The sequence below is a fragment of the Saccharopolyspora antiqui genome (genome assembly GCF_052246905.1).
GTDB lineage: Bacteria > Actinomycetota > Actinomycetes > Mycobacteriales > Pseudonocardiaceae > Saccharopolyspora.
In genome coordinates, this window is record NZ_JBQQBO010000003.1 from 123398 (window position 1) to 146890 (window position 23493).

Annotated in this window: 21 protein-coding genes; 16 read left to right on the forward strand and 5 right to left on the reverse strand. The window is 69.4% G+C overall.

The annotated features are described in order from the left end of the window. Nucleotides 1–54 precede the first annotated feature (54 nt). Both ACTWQN_RS07575 and ACTWQN_RS07580 read left to right on the forward strand, forming a co-directional pair. Complete coding sequence (locus tag ACTWQN_RS07575; RefSeq protein WP_443202618.1) at nt 55–1194, forward strand: site-2 protease family protein; 1140 nt, start codon at nt 55–57, stop codon at nt 1192–1194. 211 nt (nt 1195–1405) lie between these two features. After that, entirely contained in the window at nt 1406–2239 is an 834-nt protein-coding gene (locus tag ACTWQN_RS07580) for a tRNA (adenine-N1)-methyltransferase (protein WP_443202619.1), read from the forward strand. A 58-nt stretch (nt 2240–2297) separates the two neighbouring features. Here ACTWQN_RS07580 and ACTWQN_RS07585 read toward each other — a convergent pair whose 3' ends face one another. Both ACTWQN_RS07585 and ACTWQN_RS07590 read right to left on the reverse strand, forming a co-directional pair. Then, nucleotides 2298–3125 (reverse strand): hypothetical protein, encoded by an 828-nt coding sequence (locus ACTWQN_RS07585; RefSeq protein WP_443202620.1) that lies wholly within the window; start codon nt 3123–3125, stop codon nt 2298–2300. Nucleotides 3126–3162: 37 nt separating this feature from the next. Further along, on the reverse strand, nt 3163–3813 hold the full coding sequence (locus ACTWQN_RS07590; protein WP_443202621.1) for an Rv0361 family membrane protein: 651 nt from the start codon (nt 3811–3813) through the stop codon (nt 3163–3165). 533 nt (nt 3814–4346) lie between these two features. Between ACTWQN_RS07590 and arc the strand changes: the two genes are divergently transcribed. Next, the gene (arc, locus tag ACTWQN_RS07595; protein WP_443202622.1) at nt 4347–6140 is read left to right on the forward strand and encodes a proteasome ATPase; all 1794 of its coding nucleotides are present in this window, start codon (nt 4347–4349) and stop codon (nt 6138–6140) included. A gap of 101 nt (nt 6141–6241) precedes the next feature. Beyond that, nucleotides 6242–7192: an aldo/keto reductase gene (locus ACTWQN_RS07600; RefSeq protein WP_443202623.1), complete on the forward strand. Its 951-nt coding sequence runs from the start codon at nt 6242–6244 to the stop codon at nt 7190–7192. A gap of 511 nt (nt 7193–7703) precedes the next feature. Here ACTWQN_RS07600 and ACTWQN_RS07605 read toward each other — a convergent pair. Beyond that, nucleotides 7704–8138, reverse strand: coding sequence for an NUDIX domain-containing protein (locus ACTWQN_RS07605; RefSeq protein ID WP_443202855.1), 435 nt, complete (start codon nt 8136–8138; stop codon nt 7704–7706). A 332-nt stretch (nt 8139–8470) separates the two neighbouring features. Between ACTWQN_RS07605 and dop the strand changes: the two genes are divergently transcribed. From dop to prcA, 4 genes are all read left to right on the forward strand, one after another. Continuing rightward, on the forward strand, nt 8471–9970 hold the full coding sequence (dop, locus tag ACTWQN_RS07610) for a depupylase/deamidase Dop (protein WP_443202624.1): 1500 nt from the start codon (nt 8471–8473) through the stop codon (nt 9968–9970). A gap of 160 nt (nt 9971–10130) precedes the next feature. Then, nucleotides 10131–10322, forward strand: coding sequence for a ubiquitin-like protein Pup (locus ACTWQN_RS07615; RefSeq protein WP_150068176.1), 192 nt, complete (start codon nt 10131–10133; stop codon nt 10320–10322). 143 nt (nt 10323–10465) lie between these two features. Further along, nucleotides 10466–11311: a proteasome subunit beta gene (gene prcB, locus ACTWQN_RS07620; RefSeq protein ID WP_443202856.1), complete on the forward strand. Its 846-nt coding sequence runs from the start codon at nt 10466–10468 to the stop codon at nt 11309–11311. A 57-nt stretch (nt 11312–11368) separates the two neighbouring features. Further along, complete coding sequence (prcA, locus tag ACTWQN_RS07625) at nt 11369–12127, forward strand: proteasome subunit alpha (protein WP_443202625.1); 759 nt, start codon at nt 11369–11371, stop codon at nt 12125–12127. A gap of 58 nt (nt 12128–12185) precedes the next feature. Here the strand turns inward: prcA and ACTWQN_RS07630 are convergent, their stop codons facing one another. After that, entirely contained in the window at nt 12186–13670 is a 1485-nt protein-coding gene (locus tag ACTWQN_RS07630; protein ID WP_443202626.1) for a bifunctional phosphatase PAP2/diacylglycerol kinase family protein, read from the reverse strand. A gap of 68 nt (nt 13671–13738) precedes the next feature. Between ACTWQN_RS07630 and pafA the strand changes: the two genes are divergently transcribed. Continuing rightward, nucleotides 13739–15097, forward strand: coding sequence for a Pup--protein ligase (gene pafA / locus ACTWQN_RS07635; RefSeq protein ID WP_443202627.1), 1359 nt, complete (start codon nt 13739–13741; stop codon nt 15095–15097). Between the two features lie 83 nt (nt 15098–15180). Here pafA and ACTWQN_RS07640 read toward each other — a convergent pair whose 3' ends face one another. Continuing rightward, nucleotides 15181–15882: an SDR family oxidoreductase gene (locus tag ACTWQN_RS07640; protein ID WP_443202628.1), complete on the reverse strand. Its 702-nt coding sequence runs from the start codon at nt 15880–15882 to the stop codon at nt 15181–15183. A gap of 314 nt (nt 15883–16196) precedes the next feature. Between ACTWQN_RS07640 and ACTWQN_RS07645 the strand changes: the two genes are divergently transcribed. The 7 genes from ACTWQN_RS07645 (at nt 16197) to ACTWQN_RS07675 (ending at nt 23491) form a co-directional block, all read left to right on the forward strand. Continuing rightward, nucleotides 16197–17174: a helix-turn-helix transcriptional regulator gene (locus tag ACTWQN_RS07645; protein WP_443202629.1), complete on the forward strand. Its 978-nt coding sequence runs from the start codon at nt 16197–16199 to the stop codon at nt 17172–17174. Continuing rightward, nucleotides 17171–18142: a helix-turn-helix transcriptional regulator gene (locus ACTWQN_RS07650; RefSeq protein ID WP_443202630.1), complete on the forward strand. Its 972-nt coding sequence runs from the start codon at nt 17171–17173 to the stop codon at nt 18140–18142. Before ACTWQN_RS07645 ends, ACTWQN_RS07650 begins: the two co-directional genes overlap by 4 nt. 19 nt (nt 18143–18161) lie before the next feature. Further along, on the forward strand, nt 18162–18362 hold the full coding sequence (locus ACTWQN_RS07655) for a bacteriophage holin (protein ID WP_443202631.1): 201 nt from the start codon (nt 18162–18164) through the stop codon (nt 18360–18362). 80 nt (nt 18363–18442) lie between these two features. Continuing rightward, nucleotides 18443–18712 carry a Sec-independent protein translocase subunit TatA gene (tatA, locus tag ACTWQN_RS07660; protein ID WP_443202632.1) on the forward strand — a complete coding sequence of 90 codons (270 nt, stop codon included), beginning with the start codon at nt 18443–18445 and terminating at the stop codon, nt 18710–18712. A gap of 19 nt (nt 18713–18731) precedes the next feature. Further along, entirely contained in the window at nt 18732–19688 is a 957-nt protein-coding gene (gene tatC / locus ACTWQN_RS07665; protein ID WP_443202633.1) for a twin-arginine translocase subunit TatC, read from the forward strand. Nucleotides 19689–19731: 43 nt separating this feature from the next. Then, nucleotides 19732–20613 (forward strand): diacylglycerol/lipid kinase family protein, encoded by an 882-nt coding sequence (locus tag ACTWQN_RS07670; RefSeq protein WP_443202634.1) that lies wholly within the window; start codon nt 19732–19734, stop codon nt 20611–20613. Between the two features lie 100 nt (nt 20614–20713). Continuing rightward, entirely contained in the window at nt 20714–23491 is a 2778-nt protein-coding gene (locus ACTWQN_RS07675; protein WP_443202635.1) for a DEAD/DEAH box helicase, read from the forward strand. The last annotated feature ends 2 nt before the right edge of the window (nt 23492–23493 follow it).

Genomic DNA, 23493 nt, shown 5'->3' on the forward strand with positions numbered 1-23493 from the left:
ATCACCCGTGTACGGATCACAACTGCCTCACAAGTGGGGGACTACCCTTCGCGCATGCCGCCGACCGCGACGCCGCCTGCCCGGCCCAAGCTCAACGACGGCGGCCTGCTGCTGTGCCGCGTCGCCGGAGTGCCGGTGCTGCTGTCGCCGTCGTGGTGGTTGGGCGCGGCGCTGATCGTGCTGCTCTACACGCCGCTGGTCGGCCGGATCCTGCCGAGTGCGGGCATCTGGGAGAGCGCGGTGCTGGCGGCGGTGTTCACGGTGCTGCTGGCGGTTTCGGTGCTGCTGCACGAGCTCGGGCACTGCATCGTGGCGCTGCGGTTGGGCCTGCCGGTGCGGCGGGTCCGGCTGTTCCTGCTCGGCGGGCTCTCCGAGATCTCCCGGACCCCGCCCAAACCAACCCAGGAAGGGCTGATCGCCGCCGCCGGACCGGCGGTCTCGCTGGTGCTCGCGGTGGTCACCGGGCTCGGCTGGCTGGCGCTGGCGCCCGGCGGCGCGGTCTGGCTGCTGGTCGCGCAGACCTGCGTGGCGAACCTCGCGGTGGCGGTGTTCAACCTGCTGCCGGGGCTGCCGCTGGATGGTGGCCGGATGCTGCGGGCGCTGACCTGGCGGCTCACCGGCAGACGCGGCACCGGCACCACGGCCGGCGTGATCGGCGCCGGAGTCGTCGCGGCGGCCCTGATCGCCTGGGCCCTGGTCGGTCTGCTGAACAACGCCCAGGACCAGTGGCTGCGGCTGGGGGTGTGCGTGCTGATGGCCTGGTTCGTGGTGGCCGGTGCGGGCGCGGAGCACGCCGCTGAACAGCGCAGGAGCTGGCCGGTCGGGCTGAAGCTGCAAGACCTGGTGCGCCCGGTCCTGCAACTGCCCGCGGAGAGCCCGGTGGGTGACGCGCTGCTGGCCGCGGCGGGTCGGGGCGTGGTGCTGGTGCGCGCCGACGGCATCGCCGTGGGACTGCTCGACCAGACCGCGGCGGAGCGGCTGGCCACCTACGCGCCGAACGAGCCGGCCGAACGGGCCGCCGAACCGGTCGATCCGGACACCATCCTGCTCGACAGCGAGCCCCCCGACGCGGTCCTGGAACGCGTCCAGTCGGTGCTGGCCTGGCAGTTCCTGGTCGTCGACGCCGAAGGCCGCCCGAGCGGCGTGCTCCGCCGCGAAGACCTCCGCAACGCCCTCCGCACCCGCCGCGAATGACGGACACCCGATGAGTGACAGGTGAAGGGCACCTTCCACCAACTAACTTGGCGAAAGGTGCCCTTCACCCCCCACCCAATCAACGCACACCCGCGCTGGTCACCTGGATGGGGCACTCCTAACCGGATCGGGGAGTTGAGGCGAGGTGGGTTGGGTTCGGGGGGTCTGGGACGATTGGGGGCTGTAGCTGTAGCGAGAAGGTGGGCAGCAGTTGAGTGGCACCGTTAGCGGTGAGTTTCAGGTCGGTGACCGGGTTCAGTTGACCGACCCCAAGGGGCGGAAGTACACGGTTGTCCTGGAGCGGGGCGGGGAGTACCACACGCATCGCGGTGCGCTGGCGCACGACGATCTGATCGGCCAGCCGGAAGGCTCGGTGGTGAGTTCGGCGGGCGGTACGTCGTTCCTGGCGCTGCGTCCGCTGCTGGCCGACTACGTGCTGTCCATGCCGCGCGGGGCGCAGGTCATCTACCCCAAGGACGCGGCGCAGATCCTGATGTGGGGCGACATCCGACCCGGCGCGCAGGTGCTGGAGGCGGGTGCCGGATCCGGTGCGCTGAGCTGCTCCCTGCTGCGCGCCGTCGGCCCCGAGGGCAGCGTCACGTCGTACGAGGTGCGCGAAGACCACGCGGAGCACGCCGAGCGCAACGTGCAGCGCTTCTTCGGCGGGAAGCCGGAGAACTGGGCGCTGCGCCTGGGCGATGTCCGGGAGTACGACGGCGACCCGGTCGACCGGGTGGTGCTCGACATGCTCGCGCCGTGGGAGGTGCTGGACGCCATGCACGACAAGCTGCGTCCCGGCGGCGTGCTGGTGGTGTACGTCGCCACCACGACCCAGCTGTCCCGGATCACCGAAGCGATCCGCGAGCAGCAGAACTGGACGGAGCCGCAGGCCTGGGAGACGCTGCTGCGCCCCTGGCACGTGGTGGGCATGGCGGTCCGCCCGGAACACCGGATGGTGGCCCACACGGCGTTCCTGCTGACCACCCGCCGCCTGGCCGACGGAGTGACCCCACCCCGCCCCCAACGCCGCCCCAGCAAGGGCTGACGCGAAACGGCCCGCCCCGAGCGCTCGGGGCGGGCCGTTCGGTGTGGTCCAGCGGCGGTCAGCAGAGCTTCCAGTCGCCGCCCTCGACGATCATCTTGATCTCTTCGTCGATCGGCATCGGGGGCATTTCGCCGAGGCTCTGCCCCATGATCTCGACGTCACCGGCGAAGGTCATCTGGCCGGAGATCTTGGCGGTGGCGGTGTTGTCGCCGTTGTCCTTGACGTCGCCCAGCTTGACCTCGAACTTCATGCTGTCGATCATCTTCTGGATGTCGGCGTCGCTGATGCCGAGCTCCTTGAGCTCGGCGAACTCGCTGCCCTTGCCTTCGAAGGTGTCCAGCATCTTCTGGAAGTCTTCCTGGTCCTTCTGGCAGGCCATGCCCTGGAGACCGGCGAAGTCCTTGGCATTGATCTTGTCGATGCCTTCCTGGGCGACGTCTCGGGGGTCGCCGGGGCCGCCGGTGAAGACCACGACCAGGGCGATGACCACACCGATCACGACCACGGCGCCGACGCCGCCGAGGATCCAGGGCAGCGGGGACTTCTTCTTCGGCGGCTCCGCGCCGAAGCCCGCCTGGCCGTACGGATCGCCGCCCTGCGGCGGGTACGGCGGCTGCTGGCCGTAGCCCTGCTGCGGCTGCGGGCCGCTCTGCGGGTAGGCGCCGCCGGGCTGGCCGTAGCCCTGCTGGCCGTAGCCGGGCTGACCGTAGGGCTGCTGGCCGTAGCCCTGCTGGGGCTGGCCGCCGCTGGGCGGGTAGGCGCCACCGGGCTGCGGGCCGCTGGGTGGGTAAGCGCCACCCGGCTGCGGGCCGCTGGGCGGGTACTGCCCGCCCGGCTGCTGCCCCCAGCCGCCCTGACCGGGCGGTTGCTGAGGTGGGTAGGTCACTGGTCTTCCCCCTTGTCGCGATTCTTGCGCTGCTGGCTCATTGGTCGAGTTGGCAGACCTTCCACTCGCCGTTCTCGACCGTCAGGCCCATGGTCTGGTCGACAGGTTGGGACGCGCCGCCCATTTCCCAGGTTCCTAGCAACTGTGCGGTGGCCTGTTCACCACGCTCGGTGACCTGGCCGAGCCGGATGTTGAACCTGCCCGATTCCAGTTGCTGCAGCTGGCTCTGCAGCTCGGTCCTGTTGGCCTGGCAGAAGAGGTTGCGGACGCCGTTGAAGTCGTGTGCGTTGACCCTCTCGACGACCTGCTGGGCGATCGGTCGGGCCTCGCCCGGCCCGCTGGCCAGCAGGAAGTACACCCCGACACCGATTCCGGCGAGGACGACCAGCGCCCCGACCAGCCCCAGGATCAGCGGAAGCTTGGACTTCTTCTTCACCGGCGGCTCGACGTCGGCGAAACCATTGGGTTCCTGGATCCAGGAACCGGGGCCGAACTCGCTGCCCCACTGGGGGGCCATGGGCGCCTGCTGCGGCTGCTCCTGCCCCGGCTGGCCCCAGCCCGTGTGCTGGTTGCCGTACCAGGCGGGCTGCTGCTGCGGGGATTCCTGCGGACCCTGCGACGGGAATCCGTTGCCCGCGGGTTGCTGGCCCCACCCGCCCTGTCCAGGCTGCTGCGGCGGATAGGTCATGAACTCCTCCCGGAGTGGTGTGCTGCGGCTTGCGGCTGCCGTCTGCGCGGCGGCCGTAAGTAGATCAGAGCCCGTGGTGCGACGTGCACGGAGTGGACTTTTCGGCACCGAATCGTCACGGGGAGTTCGCCCCCCTGGCGTTGCGGCCGAATGCAGTTGTTCCAAATGATGGGAGAAGTGCAAGTTGGGTCGGCAGCGCTTCGGCGGTAACGCCACCCGGTTGCCGGATCGGTTAACCCAGATGTTCGCTTGGCCGCCGCGATCGGTGTGGCGCAACGGAAAACCGGTGTTCGCAAGGTGCGCTGCGGACCGCGCGCCGCCGGTGCGGAACGTATCGAACGGCCCATGATCGTCAACGCACCGTGTCCGCCCGACCAGGTCGAATCCCGACCCGCCAGTACCAACCTGGCCTACTTCATGGGTATTCGCGGATTTTTGTGGCACGCTGGGCGATCCGGCGGGCATTCACGACGCCGCCGTCGTCGGTGATCGCCGGTACCGTGGTGGTACGAGCACGGGAGGAGGGTGCCGACATGCAGCACGACCGTCCCGGCAGCCGACCTAATGAGGAGGGCGGCGAGCAGTACAGCGGTGGCTCCGCAGAACTCCGCAGCCAGATTCGTCTCCTGGAAGACGAGGTCGCTCTGCTACGCCGCAGGCTCAACGAGTCTCCCCAACAGGTCCGGTTGCTGGAAAAGCGGCTGGCCGAGGCATCCGAGAGAGTGAGCCAGCTCACCGAACGGAACGCCAAACTCACCGAGACCCTTAAGGAAGCGCGGGGCCAGCTGATGGCACTGCGCGAAGAGGTCGACCGACTTGCCCAGCCCCCGAGCGGCTACGGAGTGTTCCTGCACCGCTACGAGGACAGCACGGTCGATGTGTTCACGTCTGGTCGCAAGATGCGGGTGGCGGTATCACCCAACGTCGAGACGGAGGAACTGAGACTGGGCCAGTCAGTGCGCCTCAACGAGGCCCTGACGGTGGTAGAGGCTGGTGCGTTCGAGCAAACCGGTGAGGTGTGCACCTTCCGGGAGCTCCTGTCCAGCGGCGCCGGGGAAAGTCCGCGAGCGCTGGTGCTGGGCCACACCGATGAGGAACGCGTGGTGTGGGTGACCGAACCACTGGCCGCGTCCGGGCTGAAGGCCGGCGATTCGGTGCTGGTCGACAGCAAGGCTGGCTACGCCTACGACGTCGTGCCCAAGGCCGAGGTCGAAGACCTCGTGCTGGAAGAGGTCCCCGACGTCGGTTACCAGGACATCGGCGGTCTGGCCGGTCAGATCGAGCAGATCCGGGACGCGGTTGAGCTGCCGTTCCTGCACTCCGACCTCTACATCGAGTACCAGCTGCGGCCGCCCAAGGGCGTGTTGCTCTACGGCCCGCCGGGCTGCGGCAAGACGCTGATCGCCAAGGCGGTGGCCAACTCGCTGGCCAAGCAGGTCGCGGCCGCCCGCGGCGACGACGATGGTCAGGCCAAGTCGTACTTCCTGAACATCAAGGGCCCCGAACTGCTCAATAAGTTCGTCGGGGAGACTGAGCGGCACATCAGGCTGATCTTCCAGCGGGCGCGGGAGAAGGCCTCGGAAGGCACCCCGGTGATCGTGTTCTTCGACGAGATGGACTCGATCTTCCGGACCCGCGGCAGCGGGGTGTCCTCCGATGTGGAAACCACCATCGTGCCGCAGCTGCTCAGCGAGATAGACGGCGTCGAAGGGCTGGAGAACGTCATCGTCATCGGTGCCTCCAACCGGGAGGACATGATCGACCCGGCGATCCTGCGGCCCGGCCGACTGGACGTGAAGATCAAGATCGAGCGTCCGGACGCCGAATCGGCCAAGGACATCTTCTCCAAGTACCTGACCAAGTCACTGCCGATCCACGAGGAGGACCTCAAGGAGTTCGGCGGGGACAAGGGCGCGTGCGTGGAGGCGATGATCCAGACCACGGTCGAGCGGATGTACGCCGAGACCGAGGAGAACCGGTTCCTGGAGGTCACCTACGCCAACGGTGACAAGGAGGTCCTGTACTTCAAGGACTTCAACTCGGGCGCGATGATCCAGAACATCGTGGACCGGGCGAAGAAGGCGGCGATCAAGTCGGTGCTGGAGACCCGCCAGCCGGGCCTGCGCGTGCAGCACCTGCAGGACGCCATCATCGACGAGTTCGCGGAGAACGAGGACCTGCCCAACACCACCAACCCGGATGATTGGGCCCGCATCTCCGGCAAGAAGGGTGAGCGGATCGTCTACATCCGCACCCTGGTCAGCGGGAAGAACCAGGAATCCGGCCGAGCCATCGACACGGCCACCAACACCGGCCAGTACCTGTGACAACCGGTCCAGGGCTGGTTTGACGGAACTCGGGGCCGCCACCCCTCGCGGGTGGCGGTCCCGAGCTGTGCGCAGGGCCGACAGCGGTTAGGTTCGCAGGCATGATCCCAGCGCAACAGCCGGTGCAGCGCCTCGGCGTCGGACTCGCCGCGCTCGGCAGACCGGCCTACATCAACGTCGGTCGCGTCGATGTGCTGCCCGTGCAACGCACCGCGGAGGCGATGCGGGAACGCACCCGCACGGTGCTCGACGCCGCCTACGCCAACGGGATCCGCTGGGTGGACACCGCCCGTTCCTACGGCAGCGCCGAGCAGTTCCTCGCGGACTGGCTGCGCGAACGCGGCCACGAAGACGTCGCGGTATCCAGCAAGTGGGGCTATGCGTACGTCGCGCAGTGGCGCATCGAGACCGAGGTGCACGAGGTCAAGGAGCACTCGGTGGAACGGCTGCGCAGCCAGTGGGCCGAGACCCGGACCCTGCTCGGCGACCGGATCGACCTGTACCAGGTGCATTCGCTGACCACCAGCAGCCCGCTGTTCGAGGATCTGGCGCTGCAGCACGAGTTGGCGCGCATCCGGGACTCCGGGGTGCAGCTCGGTTTCTCCACCAGCGGCGCCGCGCAGGGCGAAACCATCGAGCGCGCCTGGGAGATCGAAGTGGGCGGGCGGCAGCTGTTCGGCGCCGTGCAGTCCACTTGGAACTCGCTGGAGCCGTCGGTGGGCCGCACGCTCGCCGAAGTGCACACCGGGGGCTGGCGGGTGCTGGTGAAGGAGACCCTGGCGAACGGGCGGCTGGCGGTGGATCCGCCGCCGGAGCTGACCGAGGTCGCGGATCGGCACGGCGTGCGGACCGATGCGATCGCGCTCGCGCACGTCCTGCGGCAGCCGTGGGCCGACGTGGTGCTGCTCGGCGCGGCCAGCGTGGCGCAGCTGGAGTCGAACCTGGCGGCCTGTCGGGTGGAGCTGACCGACCAGGACATCAGCGCGCTCAAACCGCTGGCCCGCGACGCCGCCACCTACTGGGGAGAACGCGCCGAACTCCCGTGGCTGTGAGCCTTGGACTATTTCCAGGCTCGTTTTGCATAGCGGTGCGGGTGGCGGAACCTGAGTGCCTGTTTTTGAAGTGGTCGTGTCGGGCCGTCCGCCTCGGGTGAGGTGGACGATTTCGCGCGAAATCGCCGTCTCCCACGCGGGGCGGGTGGCGATTTCGCGCGAAATCGCCAGCCCTGCCACCCGCACCGCGAAGCAGGACGAGTTCGAAGACAGGCCCTCAGACGCCGTCTCGACTCCGGGATCCCCGACTTGTGTATCTCCGATACGCGGCGTCGGGGCTGTCCTCGCGAGATATCCCGGGGTGCGGGGTGTCCCCGCATGGCACAGTTGAGAACCCGCGGCGGTGCGAGTGCCGTAGGTGGGCTAAGCGGCTGCGCCGCTTGCGGCAGCACAGGTGCGTGCGTCTGTTGTTCGTCGCGGTGGCGGTTTACCGCCGAAAGCGGCGTCGCCGCTTACCTGACGAGGCTCGCGTTGAGCGCTACACCCGCCGTGCGTTTCTTGCCGGAAGTGTTCACGTGCGGGCGAACCATTCTTCGATGAATTGGCGGCCGTCGGGTACGAAAGGCCACTGCGGGTCGCTCAGGCGGTCGTGGAGCTCCCGAAGCGGCATCCACCAGCCCGCGGCTACTTCTTCGGGCTGGTGGACGATCGGGCCGTCCCAACGGGCCTCGTAGAGGAATCCGTGGAACCGCACGCTGCCCAGCTCGTGGACGGTTCGGAACAGGAAGCGCACCGGCGCCTCGCGCACCCCCAGCTCCTCGGCGAGTTCGCGCCGCGCGGTGACGTCCGGGTGCTCCCCGGCGGCGACCACCCCACCGGCCCAGCAGTCGTGCATGCCGGGATAGATGTCCTTGGTGTCGGTGCGGCGGTGCACGTAGACCTCGCTGCGGTCGGGGGAGAGCACCAACACCGACGACGCCGCGTGCCAAAGACCTTCGGCGCGCATCCGCCGCCGCGGGGCGCTGCCCACGACACGCCCGGCCGCGTCGTACACGGCCACCGATTCCTCGTTCGAATGCCTGTTTTTGTTCTTGCTTCTTTGAAGCGGCGCCAGCCGCTTGGCCCACTCTCGCAACTTGCACCGTCCCCTGAGGTTCCGCTACCCGCACCGCAACGCAAAACGAGTTCGAAGACAGGCCCTGAACTCACACCCCGATCGTCGCACCCGCCCACCGGAGCACACGCGTTGCGCCGAACCGGGGTCATGAGTCGAACGAGTCGGGTGCCTGTGGCGTGCGGCACTCCGCTTGGTCGGCGATACCCCGTACGCTGCGAGGTATGCGGCGGATCATGGGAACCGAGGTGGAGTACGGCATTGTGGTGCCGGGTGACTCCAGCGCCAATCCGGTACTGACCTCCACGCACATCGTGCTGGCCTACGCGGCGGCGGCCGACATCCCGCGGGCGCGGCGCGCGCGCTGGGACTACGAGGTCGAATCGCCGCTGCGCGACGCCCGCGGCTTCGACCTCAGCAGCGCGGCGCAGCAGAACAACGGCTCGGACGGTGACGACCTCGGGGCGGCCAACGTCATCCTCACCAACGGCGCGCGGTTGTACGTCGACCACGCGCACCCGGAGTACTCGGCACCAGAAGTGACCAATCCGCGCGATGCGGTGATCTGGGACAAAGCGGGCGAACGCGTCATGGAAGAGGCGGCGATCCGGGCGGCCAGCGTGCCCGGTACCGCGCCGATCCAGCTGTACAAGAACAACGTCGACGGCAAGGGCGCCAGCTACGGCACCCACGAGAACTACCTGATGTCCCGCAGCACCCCGTTCACCTCGGTCATCGGCGGTCTGACCCCGTTCTTCGCATCGCGCCAGGTGATCTGCGGGTCGGGTCGGGTCGGTGTCGGCCAGGCCGGGGAGAAGGCCGGTTTCCAGCTCTCCCAGCGATCCGACTACATCGAGGTCGAGGTGGGCCTGGAGACCACCCTCAAGCGCGGCATCATCAACACCCGCGACGAACCGCACGCCGACGCCGACAAGTACCGCCGACTGCACGTCATCATCGGCGACGCCAACCTCGCGGAGACCTCGACCTACCTGAAGCTCGGCACCACCGCGCTGGTGCTGGACATGATCGAGTCGGGGCTGCGCTTCGACGACCTGAAGCTGGCCGATCCGGTGCACGCGGTGCACGTGATCAGCCACGACGCCACCCTGAAGCAGACCGTCGAGCTCACCGACGGGCGCCGGTTCACCGGTCTGGACCTGCAGCGCGCCTACCACGAGCGCGCCGCCGAGCACCTCGACGAGCGCGGCGGCGAGCGCACCGCCCGCGAGGTGCTGGAGACCTGGGCCGAGGTGCTGGACCTGCTCGATGGCGATCCGATGGACTGCGCCGACCGGCTGGACTGGCCAGCCAAGCTGCGGGTGCTGGAGAGCTACCGGTCCCGCGACAGCCTGGGCTGGGCGTCGCCGCGGCTGCACATGATCGACTTGCAGTACTCCGACGTGCGGCTGGACAAGGGCCTCTACAACCGGTTGGTTGCCCGTGGCTCGATGAAACGACTGGTCAGCGAGGACGAGGTGCGGGACGCGGTCACCGCGCCGCCGGAGGACACCCGCGCCTACTTCCGCGGTCGGTGCCTGGAGCGCTACCCGGCCGAGGTGGCCGCGGCGTCCTGGGACTCGGTGATCTTCGACCTGGGGCGGGAATCCCTGGTGCGCATCCCGACGTTGGAACCGCTGCGCGGCACGCGAGCGCACGTGGGCGCGCTGCTGGAGGCCGCCGCGAGCGCTGAGGAACTGGTCGATTCGCTGACGAAGGGGTGACCTACCGGCCGGAAGGCCACGTTTCGCGCATGTCAACCGGGCTCGAAGATCGAAATGACGCCCGGCTGGCTGTGGGCGAACGGGTGGTCGGATAGGTAGTGTTCACAGCAGGATGTCCCCACGGCCAGGGGACACCCGAAGGAAACCACCGGGAGGCAAGATGTCCCAGGAAAAGGTTCAGCGACACGGCGGCGGCGACGGGGACGAAGAGCAGGGCCCAGAGGCCGCCGGTCAGGAACGTCGCGAAAAGCTCGGTGAGGACGTTGACGCCATCCTGGACGAGATCGACGACGTCCTGGAGGAGAACGCCGAGGACTTCGTTCGCGCCTACGTGCAGAAGGGCGGGCAGTAGCCAGCGGGCCCGGAGTCTGACGCTGTCCTAGCGGGCCACGTCCGGGCCGGTGTCGAACCGGCCCGGTACTGTCTGCCGCGCGCCGGATCATGACTAAAGTGCTGTTGCAGTCGCAAGCCTTCGATCGGGAGACGATGTCGCTGATGGAACCGAGCTCGGCCCAGTTTCCGGGTCAGGCCCTGCCCGCCGCCTACCTAACGCCGGGATCTTCTTCGTTCACCGACTTCCTCCGCGCCACCGCGCCCGAACTGCTGCCCGGCGGCCGGGCGGTGCCAGACGGCGTCGTGCAGGCGCCGCACGGCACCACGATCGTGGCGGTGACCTTCCGCGGCGGCGTGCTGCTGGCCGGTGACCGCCGGGCCACCATGGGCAACGTGATCGCCCAGCGGGACATGGAAAAGCTGTTCGTCACCGACGCCTACTCGGCCGTCGGCGTCGCCGGTACCGCCGGGGTCGCGCAGGAGATCGTCCGGCTGTACGCGGTGGAGCTGGAGCACTACGAGAAACTCGAAGGCGTCTCGCTCTCGTTGGACGGCAAGGCGAACAAGCTGGCCACCCAGCTTCGCGGCAACCTCCCGGCCGCGATGCAGGGCCTCGCGGTGGTGCCGTTGTTCGTCGGGTACGACACCGAAGCCGACGACCCGGACCGGGCCGGTCGGATCGTCTCCTACGACGTCGTCGGAGGCCGGTACAACGAGGTGAGCGGTTACCACGCGGTCGGGTCGGGTTCGCCCTACGCGAAATCGGCGTTGAAGAAGCGCTTCGACCCGGACGCCGACGTCGACGCGGCCGCGCACGCCGCGGTCGAGGCGCTCTACGACGCCGCCGATGACGACACCGCCACCGGCGGCCCCGACGTGTCCCGCCGCATCTACCCGTCGATCATCACGATCACCGGTGCGGACGGCTCCGTGCGAATGTCCGAGGACCGGACGGCCGAGATCGCCACCGAGGTGGTCAACGGTCGGTTGGAGAACCCCGGCGGCTGACGCCGTGCCCGATCCCGCCTGCCCGAGCGAGCAGATTCGAACCAGGAGTGCACAGCCGTGACGATGCCGTTCTACACCTCTCCCGAGCAGTTGATGCGGGAGCGCTCCGAGTTGGCCCGCAAGGGCATCGCGCGGGGCCGCAGCGTGGTGGTGCTGAAATACGCCGGTGGCGTGCTGTTCGTCGCCGAGAACCCGTCGCCGACGCTGCACAAGGTCGCCGAGATCTACGACCGCATCGGATTCGCGGCGGTCGGCCGCTACAGCGAGTTCGAGGCGCTGCGGGTGGCCGGGGTGCGCATCGCCGACGTCCGCGGTTATTCCTACGACCGCCGGGACGTCACCGGCCGGTCGCTGGCCAACACCTACGCCCAGCACCTGGGGGCGATCTTCACCGAGCAGATCAAACCGTTCGAAGTGGAGATCTGCGTGGCCGAGGTCGGTTTCACCGCCGACAACGACCAGCTGTACCGGCTGACCTACGACGGGTCCATCGTGGACGAACCGCAGTACGTCGTGATGGGCGGCCAAGCCGACGCGATCGCCAGCACGCTCAAGGATTCCTTCAGCGACGGGCTGGAACTGGCCGACGCGGCGAAGCTGGCGATCGAGGCGCTGTCCTCCGGCGGGGACAGCACCCGGGAGTTGGGCATCGCCCAGCTGGAGGTGGCGGTCCTCGACCGCGCCCGGCCGAACCGCACCTTCCGCCGCATCCAGGGCGCGGCCCTCGAAGCACTCGTCCCGGTCCCGGAGTCGACTTCGGACGCCGACGAGTCCAACGGCGAGGACGCCGAGAGCGCGCCCGAAAAGGACGAATGATCGATCAGGTGAGGGGCACCCGTGACCAAGTAACTGGGACACGGGTGCCCCTCACCGTTCATCGGTCCGTTGTGGACGGCCGGTAGACCTGGAGGGCGTCCTTGTGGGCGGCGAAGGTGAACCTGGTGCCGGTGGGGCCGATTTCGCCGTCCGTGGCGACCGCGACGGGGCGGCCGTGCACCACCACGTCCAGTTCGGGGCAGGAGTGCTCCACATAGGTTCGGCTGCGCTTGAGGGCACCGGTCATCGCCGCGATTACGAAGCGCAGCCGGGAGAACCGGGTGTCGGCGCGCACGTAGCGCACGTCCAGCAGACCGTTGTCCAGGTTCGGCCGCCAGGTCGGTGCGAAACCGCGCGGGGCGTAGGCACCGTTGCCGATGAACAGCACCCACACCTTGTGCCGGACACCGGCTATCTCCAGGTCCAGCGGCGTCGAGTCGTAGAGCACCCGGACCGAGGCCGCCGCGGCGGCGGGCCACTTGCCCCAGCGCGGCGCCCACTTCTCCCGGAACCGCACCATTTCCGGGTAGCCGCCGAGGCTGGCGGTGTTGAGGAACCAGCGGATCGGCTGGCCGTCCACCCGTGCGGTGCCGAGGTCCACGGTGCATCCCCAGCCGTGGCGCACCGCCTCGGTCACCGGCGTCGGTCCCGGAAGCCCCAGGTCCATGGCGAAGTGGTTCAGCGTGCCGGTCGGTAGTACGGCCAGCGGGAGCCGGTGGCGGGCGGCGACAGCGGCGACCGTCGCGACCGTGCCGTCACCTCCGGCCACCCCGAGTGCGCGCACCGACTTCGCGGCCACCAACCGGTCGAGCTCGGCGACGAGATCGCCGGAGGAGGCGGGGTAGACGACCTTCGCGGCGGGCCAGTGCCGGGTGACCCACTGCTCCGGGGCCAGCGTGCCAACCCCGGCCTCCGGGTTGACCAGCACCGCGAGCCCTGCCCCGTCGGGCAGCGCGGGGAGTTCCGCCGGGCTGGCACCGGCGGCCTGCTCCGCCGGGCGCACCGGCCACCACCGCCGGGTCGCCCACGCCATCCCGGCCCCCAACGCGGCGCCGCACACCACATCGCTGGGCCAGTGCACACCCGTGTGCACCCGCGAATACGCGACTGCGGCGGCGATCGGCGCGATGATCGCACCGGCGGCCGGGGATTCCATGGCGACCGCGGTGGCGAACGCCGCGGCCGACGCCGCGTGCCCGGACGGGAAGGATGAGGACAGCGGGGGCTCGGTCAACCTGCGGTGCGGGGCAACGAGTTCGGCGGGCGGTCGGCGGCGCGGCAGCAACGGTTTGCCGAGTAAATTCGTGATTGCGCTGGCGCAGGCGATCGCCGCGATTCCCCGAATGGCTGCCCGCCGGGTGCTGCCGCTGCGCAAGCCCAACACCGCCGCAGCGGTCAGCCACAACATGCTGTGGTTGGCTGCGTTGCTGAGCACCTTCAGTGCGATGTCGGCCGTCGTCGGTGGAAGTCGCGCGCTGCGTAGCGCCAGGTCGCGGTCGGTCTTGCCGACCCCGCTGATGACGCGGTGCAACCGGTCCAGCACGTGGAACACGCTACCGGTGCCCGAACGGCGGACCGCCGAGGACCGGTGTTTGCGCCTAGTGTGGAGGCATGCAGCGGCGGATCTTCGGCATCGAAACCGAGTTCGGGGTCACCTGCACGTTCCACGGGCAGCGGCGACTGTCCCCGGACGAGGTGGCCAGGTACCTGTTCCGGCGGGTCGTGTCGTGGGGAAGGTCGTCGAACGTCTTCCTGCGAAACGGGGCGCGGCTCTACCTCGACGTGGGGTCGCACCCCGAGTACGCCACGGCCGAATGCGACGACCTCGTCCAGCTCGTCACCCACGACAAAGCAGGCGAGCGGATCCTGGAGGACCTGCTCATCGACGCCGAACGCCGACTGTCCGACGAGGGCATCGGCGGGGACATCTTCCTGTTCAAGAACAACACCGACTCGGCGGGCAACTCCTACGGCTGCCACGAGAACTACCTGGTCGGCCGGTCCGGGGAGTTCTCCCGGATCGCGGATGTCCTGCTGCCCTTCCTGGTGACCCGCCAGCTCATCTGCGGTGCCGGGAAGGTACTGCAGACGCCGCGCGGCGCGGTGTACTGCCTGTCGCAGCGCGCCGAGCACATCTGGGAAGGCGTGTCCAGCGCGACGACGCGGTCGCGGCCGATCATCAACACCCGCGACGAGCCGCACGCCGACGCGGAACGCTACCGCCGACTGCACGTCATCGTCGGTGACTCCAACATGTCCGAGGTCACCACGCTGCTCAAGGTCGGCGCGGCGAACCTGGTGCTGGAGATGGTCGAGCAGGGCGTGCAGTTCCGGGACTTCAGCCTGGACAACCCGATCCGGGCCATCCGCGAGATCAGCCACGACCTCACCGGGCGGCGCACCGTCCGGCTGGCCGGTGGCCGGGAGGCCTCCGCGCTGGACATCCAGCGGGAGTACTTCGGCCGGGCGGTCGACCACGTCGCGCGGCGCGGCTCGGACCCGATGACCGAACGCATCCTGGAGCTGTGGGGCCGGACGCTGGACGCGGTCGAGCAGCAGGACTACTCGATGATCGACCGGGAGATCGACTGGGCGATCAAGCACCGGCTGCTGGAGCGCTACCGCAACAAGCACGGGTTGGAGCTGTCCAGCCCGCGCATCGCGCAGCTCGACCTCGCCTACCACGACATCCGCCGGGGTCGCGGGCTGTTCGACATGCTGCAGCGCAAGGACCTGGTGGATCGGGCCACCGAGGACGGCGAGATCGAGGCCGCCAAGGACACCCCGCCGCAGAGCACCCGGGCCAAGCTGCGCGGCGACTTCATCGCCGCCGCGCAGGCCGCGGGCCGGGACTTCACGGTCGACTGGGTGCACCTCAAGCTCAACGACCAGGCCCAGCGCACAGTCCTGTGCAAGGACCCGTTCCGCGCAGTGGACGAGCGGGTGGAACGCCTGATCAGCTCCCTCTGACCGGAATTCACTCGATCGTGTGAGAGGTGAGGGGCACCTGTGACCAACTTACTGGGTCACAGGTGCCCCTCACCTCGAAAAATTCAGCGATCTGGGTGTTGGCCGGTGGGGCGGATGGTTAGTTCGTTTACGTCGACCGTCGGCGGCTGCTGGAGGGTGTAGAGGACTGCGTTGGCGATGTCTTCTGCGTGGAGTTTGGGGACGTTTTGGGTGGCTGCGGTCATTTCGGTTTCGACCATGCCCGGTTGGATCAGGGTTACGCGGACGCCGGTGCCGACGCATTCGGCGCGGATGTTCTGGGCCATGCCGGTCACCGCCCACTTGGTGGCCGAGTAGAGGTTTCCGGGGCGGATGCCGCGTCCGGCGTTCGAGCCGGTGAGCACCAGGTGGCCCTTGGTGCGGGTGAGCGCCGGTAGCACCGCGCGGGCGGTGATGGCCGCGCCGTAGACGTTGGTCAGGACCATCTCGCGCCACTGCTCGGGGTCCGCGCCGCCGTTGCCCAGGAACGACGTCGAGATGCTCGTCCCGGCGTTGGCGAAGGTCGCGTCGAGGCGCCCGAAGTGGTCTTCGACGCGTTGGGTGACGGCGGTGAGGTCGGGCCAGCTGGTGATGTCGCAGGGCAGGGCGAGCGCCTTCTCGGCGCCCAGTTCGTCGACCAGGGCGGACAGGGATTCGGCGGAGCGGGCCAGCAGGGCGAGGCGGTAACCGGCCGCGGCGGCGACCCGCGCGGTGGCCGCACCGATGCCGCGTGACGCCCCGGTGATCAACATGACGGGATCGGACATACCGCCAGCCTAGGAACGCGCGAGCCCCATGAATGTTTTTCATTTCCGCGATTCCTTCAGTGCTGGCCGAAACCTGTTCCTCGGCAAGGCGAATCGGCCGGGCTGGCGAAGCGGATCGGCTCGCACCGGCGTGTCGTGGGTGCGATGTGTCGCGGTCGTGCGGGATGCGCCCGATTCCGCCGAAGATCGAACACCGGCCTTTCCGGCGGAATCGGCCGCGATCGGCGCGCCGCAGTGGCCTCACCCCGCGCCACTAGGGATGATGGGTCCCGACCCAAACACATGATCGAATACTGCGGAGCTAGAGTTTCGAAGTGGCCACTGTGCGTGCTGAACGCTTGGTGAACCTGGTGCTGTGTCTGCTGTCGACCCGCCAGTACCTCACCGCGGAGCGGATCCGGGCGATCGTGCCGGGCTATGCCGACGCGCCTTCCAGCGAGGCCTTCTTCCGGACCTTCGAACGAGACAAGGCCGAGCTGCGCGATCTGGGGATCCCGCTGGAGACCGGGCGCAACTCGGTCTTCGACGCGGCCGACGGGTACCGCATCGCCCGCCGCGACTACGAGCTCGGCGACATCGACCTGGAACCCGACGAGGCGGCCGCGGTCGCCCTCGCGGTGCGGCTGTGGGACTCCCCGGAGTTCACCTCGGCGGCCCGCGGCGCGCTGCTGAAGCTGCGGGCCGCCGGGGTGGACGTCGACGAGCGCTCCTCGGCAGCGGTCGAACCCAAGGTCCGCACCAGCGAACCCGCGTTCGCACCGCTGCTGGCGGCGGTGCAGTCCGGTCGCGTGGTGGAGTTCGACTACCGGCGCCCGAGCAGTCCGGAGGTGCGTCGCCGCACCGTCGAACCGTGGGGCGTGGTGTCCTGGCGGGGCCGGTGGTACCTGGTCGGGCACGACCGCGACCGGCAGGCGCCCCGGTGCTTCCGGCTGTCCCGGATCCTCGGGCAGGTCGAGGCGGGGGGACCGGCCGGGCAGGTGCAGCGCCCGCCCGACACCGACCTGCTGCGATTCGTGGCGGGCGAGCAGCGCGAGCCCCCGCCCGGCACGCCCGCCAGGTTGTGGGTCGCGGCCGGTCGGGCGCAGGGCTTGCGCCGCAAGGCGACCGTCGTCGACACCGTGGAGCTCGGCGGCGATCCGGGCGACGTGCTGGAACTGGAGCTGAACTACCCGGAGTCGGCGTCGAGCTGGATCGCCGGGTACGGGCCCGACGTCGTGGTGCTGGAACCGGACACGCTGCGCAAGACGGTGCACGAGATCCACCTGGACGTCGTCGACCGGGAGGCCTCATGACGAGTGCGACCGAGCGGCTGCCCCGGTTGCTGGCGCTGGTGCCGTACCTGCTGAGCCGCCCGGGGATCCCGATCGCCGATGCCGCCGCGGATTTCGGGGTTGGCGAGCAGCAGCTGCGCAAAGACCTCGAACTGCTGTGGATGTGCGGGCTCCCGGGCTACGGGCCTGGTGACCTGATCGACCTGTCCTTCGAAAGCGATTCGATCACCGTCACCTACGACGCGGGCATGAGCCGACCGCTGCGGCTGACCGCCTCCGAGGCGACCGCGCTGCTGGTGGCCCTGCGGGCGCTGGCCGACACCCCGGGGATCGCCGACACCGACGCGGTGCAGCGCACCCTGGCGAAGGTGGAGGACGCGGTCGGGCAGGCGCGCCCGGCGGGCGTGGTCGTCGGCCTGGAAGGCCGGGGCGGCGCGGTGGCACCCGAGGTGCGCTCGACGGTGCAGGAGGCGACGACCCGGCGCAGGGCGCTGCGGATGCGCTACTACACCCCGTCCCGCGACGCGATCAGCGAACGGACCGTGGATCCGATGCGGGTGCTGCTCATCGACGGCCGCAACTACCTGGAGGCCTGGTGCCGCAGCGCGGCCGGGGTGCGGTTGTTCCGGCTGGACCGCATCGACGCGGTCGAGGTGCTCGACGAGGCCGCGCAACCGCCCTCGGAAGCCGAACCGACCGATGTCTCGGCCGGGCTGTTCCGCCCGACGCCCGACCAGTCCGTCGCGGAGCTGGAGCTGACCCCCGACGCGCGTTGGGTTGCGGAGTACTACCAGGTGGACGAGCTGGTCGAGTTGCCGCAGGGGTGCGCGCGGGTGCGGATGCGGTACTCCGACCAGGCGTGGATGGCCCGGCTGCTGCTCGGACTGGGCGGCCAGGTCCGGGTGATCAGCCCGCCGGAGCTGGCCCGTGACGTGCGTCAACGAGCCGAAGACGCATTGGCACGGGCGCGTCACCTGCCGTCCACCTGAGCGGGATACGGTGACCCGCGTGCCGTACGTGTGGAGTCTTGTGCTGCTGGCCGTGGGCTTGGTCCTGCTCGCGCTGCTGCTGTTCCGCCTCTTCCGGGAGCTGCGCAGGTTCAAAGCCGTGCAGCGGCAGGTCGCCCACGACCTCAGCGACCGCAGCGGCCTGGTGAAGGCGCGCGTGGCCGGCTTGAAGGTGGCGTTCGCCCAACGTCGCCATCGGTGACGCGCAAGCGGCCCCTATTTGTCGACCCCTGCCGCGCGTACCATTGCGCCTGCAGGAACATCACGAAAGGTTGTGCACGGATGGGTTTGCCAGGTGGCTGGGAGCTAATTCTCATCGTCTTGGTCTTGGTGCTGCTCTTCGGTGCCACCAAGCTCCCGCAGATGGCCCGCTCGCTCGGCCAGTCCGCGCGCGTCTTCAAGGCCGAGGCGCGCGGCATGAAGGCCGACGAGGAAGCGGCCAAGAAGGACAAGACCGAGCAGCAGCCGGAGCTGACCGCTGGTGAGCCCAGCCCGCCCCCGGTCACGGCGCCGTCGGTCGAGGAAAAGCAGCGCAACGACCCCAAGAAGTGACTGAGGACGGGACAACACGGTGGGTGCCAGCGCACTGCGTCGACTGAACCCGTTCCGCAGGGATCGCCGTCGGTGGGGGCGCAGGCACAACCCCGACGGCACCATGACGCTCGTCGATCACCTCTACGAGCTGCGGTACCGGTTGGGCGTGGCCATCACGGCGGTGGTCGTCGGTGGCATCTTCGGTTTCATCTGGTTCACCTACGCCCCCTTCGGGCTGCCCACGCTGAGCGACATCCTGCTCGGGCCGTACTGCCAGCTGCCCGTTGAACAGCGGCTGAGCCCGAACGGGCGTTGCCAGCTGTTGCAGACGGAGCCGTTCGAGATCTTCATGCTGACGCTGAAGGTCGGTCTGTCGGTCGGCGCGGTGCTGCTCAGCCCCGTGTGGCTGTACCAGCTGTGGGCGTTCATCACGCCGGGGCTGTACGCGAAGGAACGCAAGTTCGCCCGTACGTTCGTGTTCTTCGCGAGCATCCTGTTCATCGCGGGCGCGGTGCTGGCGTACTTCGTGCTGCCGGAGGCGCTGAGGTTCATGTCCGGGTTCGGCGGGGATGCCTTCTTCTCCGCGTTCACCGGTGGCAAGTACATCAACTTCATGTTGCTCCTGCTGCTGATCTTCGGTGTCAGCTTCGAGCTCCCGCTGGTCCTGGTGATGCTCAACCTGGCCGGGATCGTCAGCTACGCGAAGCTGAAGAGCTGGTGGCGGGGACTGGTGTTCGCGCTGTTCGTGTTCGCCGCGGTCGCCACGCCTGGGCAGGACCCGTTCTCGATGCTGGCGCTGGCCGCGGCGCTGTCGGTGCTGTTCGGCGTCGCGATGACCATCTGCCGGTCCAACGACAAGCGCCGGGCGAAGAAGCTCGCGGAGCAGGGTCTGGAAGGCGTTGGGCTGGACGAGGCGTCGAAGATCGACTACCGGGCCTCCGAATTGGACACCACACCGGCGCAGGGTCCCAGGCAGCACGACGACGTCACCTGATCTGCTGGCCAAGCCGGGGCCGGGTGGGCGAAGATGATCCCTCGTGCGCTGTGTCCTGGTGATCAACCCGGCTGCCGGTGGTGGGTTTTCCGCGAAGGTGGCCGGTGAACTCGTCGGCCATCTCCGCGCCGCGTGCGATTTGCAGACGGTGGTCGCCACGGATGCCCGTGGCACCGCCGATGCCGCGCAGCGCGCGGTGGCCGACGGAGCAGATGTGCTCGCGGTGGTCGGCGGCGACGGGGCCGCGCACCTGGCGGTGCAGGCCTGCGCTGAGTCGGAGACGGCGTTGGCCCTGATCCCGGCCGGGACCGGCAACGACCTCGCTCGCGGGCTCGGGGTTCCGCTCGATCCGATCGCCGCGTCGCACACCGTGGCGCGGGCGCTGCGCACCGGCCAGCGGCACCGCATCGACCTCGGCAAGGTCGCCGGTGCGGACTGGTTCGCGACGGTGCTGTGCGCCGGGTTCGATTCGCGGGTCAACGCGCGGGCGAACCGGATGCGCTGGCCGCGCGGCAAGCGCAGGTACGACCTGGCGGTGGTGCGCGAACTGGTGGGGCTGCGCCCGATGCCGTTGCGGGTGGAGACCGAGGAGGGCACCGCGGAGCTGAACGCCACGCTGGTCGCGGTCGGCAACACCGCCTGCTACGGCGGCGGCATCCCGGTCTGTCCGGACGCCGACGCTGCCGATGGCCTGTTCGACCTGACGGTGGTGGGCGAGCTGTCCCGGCGCGATCTGGTGCGGATCCTGCCGACGCTTCGAACCGGTCGGCACATCGAGCACCCGGCGGTGTGCACGCTGCGGGCGCGGCGGGTCCGGTTGGGCGGCGAGAACGGCTGGCTGGCGTACGCGGACGGCGAACCGCAGGCCCGACTGCCGCTGAGCATGCGGTGCGTGCCCGCTGCGCTCGCCGTGGTGGGGTCGTGAGCGCGAAAACCGGCTGGAGCCGGTTTTCGCACTCACGACTGTGACGAGGCGAGCGTTGACGGCTGCGACGTCGGTCGGTGGGATGTGAAAACCTTGGGGTGTGGCTGCCAGCCGTTCCAACCCGACCAAGCTCTCCCCGGCCCAGGCGTACGCGGCGAACACCCGCCGCAGTGCCCACCCGAAGTTGGCCGAATTCGCGGGTGAGCTGTCCTTCGAACTCGATCCGTTCCAGCGCACCGCCTGCCAGGCGCTCGAAGACCGCCGCGGCGTGCTGGTCTGCGCGCCCACCGGCGCAGGCAAGACCGTGGTCGGCGAGTTCGCCGTGCACCTCGCTCTCTCGGAAGGGCGCAAATGCTTCTACACCACGCCCATCAAGGCGCTGTCCAACCAGAAGTACGCAGACCTGTGCGATCGGCACGGTAGCGACGCGGTCGGGCTGCTGACCGGCGACACCTCGATCAACGGCGAAGCGCAGGTGGTCGTGATGACCACCGAGGTGCTGCGCAACATGCTCTACGCGGGCTCCCGGAGCCTCGACCAGCTCGGCTACGTCGTGATGGACGAGGTGCACTACCTCGCCGACCGGTTCCGCGGCGCCGTGTGGGAGGAAGTGATCCTGCACCTGCCGGAGTACGTGCAGGTGGCGAGCCTGTCGGCGACGGTGAGCAACGCCGAGGAGTTCGGCGAGTGGCTGCAGGAGGTGCGCGGCGACACCACGGTGGTCGTCGACGAGCACCGGCCGGTGCCGCTGTGGCAGCACATGCTCGTCGGGCCGCGGATGTTCGACCTCTTCGGTGGCGAGACCCCGGACCGGGAACTGCAGATCAACCCGAACCTGCTGCGGCACACCCAGCAGCTGGCCCGCGTGCACCTGCCCTACGGCGGGCGGCGCGGCGGGCCGAACGCCAAGCGCCGGGGCCCGCGCCCGCCGCGGTTCTTCCCGCCGTCGCGGGTGGAGATGCTGACCGGGCTGGACGCGGCCGGGCTGCTGCCGGCCATCGTGTTCATTTTCAGCCGCAACGGCTGCGATCAGGCGGTCGCCCAGTGCATGCGGGCCGGACTGCGGCTGACCAGCGAAGCGGACGTCGACGAGATCCGCGAGGTGATCGACGAGCACACCGCCAACCTGCCGGAGTCGGACTTGGCGGTGCTGGGCTTCTGGGAGTGGCGGGAGGCGCTGGAGCGCGGGCTCGCCGCGCACCACGCCGGACTGCTGCCCGCGTTCAAGGAAACCGTCGAGGAGCTGTTCGTCCGCGGCCTGGTCAAGGCCGTGTTCGCCACCGAGACGCTGGCCCTGGGCATCAACATGCCCGCCCGCACGGTGGTGCTGGAGCGGCTGGTGAAGTTCAACGGCGAGTCGCACGTGGACCTCAGCCCCGGCGAGTACACGCAGCTCACCGGCCGGGCCGGGCGGCGGGGCATCGACATCGAGGGCCACGCGGTGGTCGTCTGGCAGCCCGGCATCGACCCCAAGCAGGTCGCCGGACTGGCCTCCACCCGCACCTACCCGCTGCGGTCGTCGTTCCGGCCGGGCTACAACATGGCGGTCAACCTGGTGCAGCGCGTCGGCCAGGCCGCCGCGCGGGAACTGCTGGAGCAGTCCTTCGCGCAGTTCCAGGCCGACCGCTCGGTGGTGGGGCTGTCCCGACGGGTGGACCGCAACAACGACGCGCTGACCGGCTACGCCGAGTCGATGCACTGCCACCTCGGCGACTTCGACGAGTACTTCCAGCTGCGCCGCCGCATCTCCGAACGGGAGAAGCACCTGGCCCGGCAGAACCGGCAGTCGCGCCGCGCGGAGGCGGCCAAGTCGCTGGAGAAGCTGCGCAAGGGCGATGTGATCGAGGTGCCCGCGGGTCGCCGCTCGGGGTTGGCGGTGGTCATCGATCCGGGTCTGGAGCCGATGGGCGAGCCGCGTCCGCTGGTGGTCACCGAGGACCGCTGGTCGGGGCGGCTTTCGGTCGCCGACTTCACCTCGCCGGTGGAGCCGTTGGGCAAGATCAAACTGCCGAAGCACGTCGACACCCGTTCGCCGAAATCCCGCCGCGACCTGGCGTCGACGCTGCGCAACACCGGCCTCGCCGCTTCCGGCGGGCGCACCAAGCGGCACTCCGACGCCGCTGACGACGCGGAGCTGGCGACGCTGCGCCGCGCGCTGAAGGCGCACCCGTGCCACGGCTGCGACGACCGGGAGAACCACGCCCGGTGGGCCGAGCGGCACGAGCGACTGCACGGCGAGAACGAGCAGTTGCGGCGCAAGGTCGCGGCGACCACCCACTCGCTGGCCCGCTCCTTCGACCGGATCGTGGCGCTGCTGACCGAGCGGGACTACCTCCCGGCGGAGAACTCGGCAGCGGGCCAGGTCACGCAGCACGGGCGGCGGTTGTCCCGGCTCTACAGCGAGTCGGACCTGCTGGCCGCCGAATGCCTGCGGGTCGAGCTGTGGCGCGGCCTCGGGCCTGCCGAACTGGCGGCCGTGGTGTCGTCGCTGGTGTACGAGTCGCGTCGGGAGGGGCTGGCTCCGCAGGTCCCGGCCGGTGCGGTCAGCGACGCGCTGGCGGGCACCTGGCGGCTGTGGGCGGAGCTGGAGGACGACGAACGGCGGCACAAGCTGGACCGCACTCGCGAACCCGATGCGGGTTTCGCTTGGCCGGTGTTCCGCTGGGCGCGCGGTGAATCGCTGGAGAAGGTCCTCACCGCCGCGGAGTCCAGCGGGCACGAGCTCTCGGCCGGGGACTTCGTGCGCTGGTGCCGCCAGGTCATCGACCTGCTCGACCAGATCCGCGAGGTCGTCGGGGTGTCGGACCCGGTTGGCGCGGCGGCGGCGAAGGCGGTCACCGCGATCCGACGCGGCGTGGTCGCGGCAGGTGCGGTGTGACG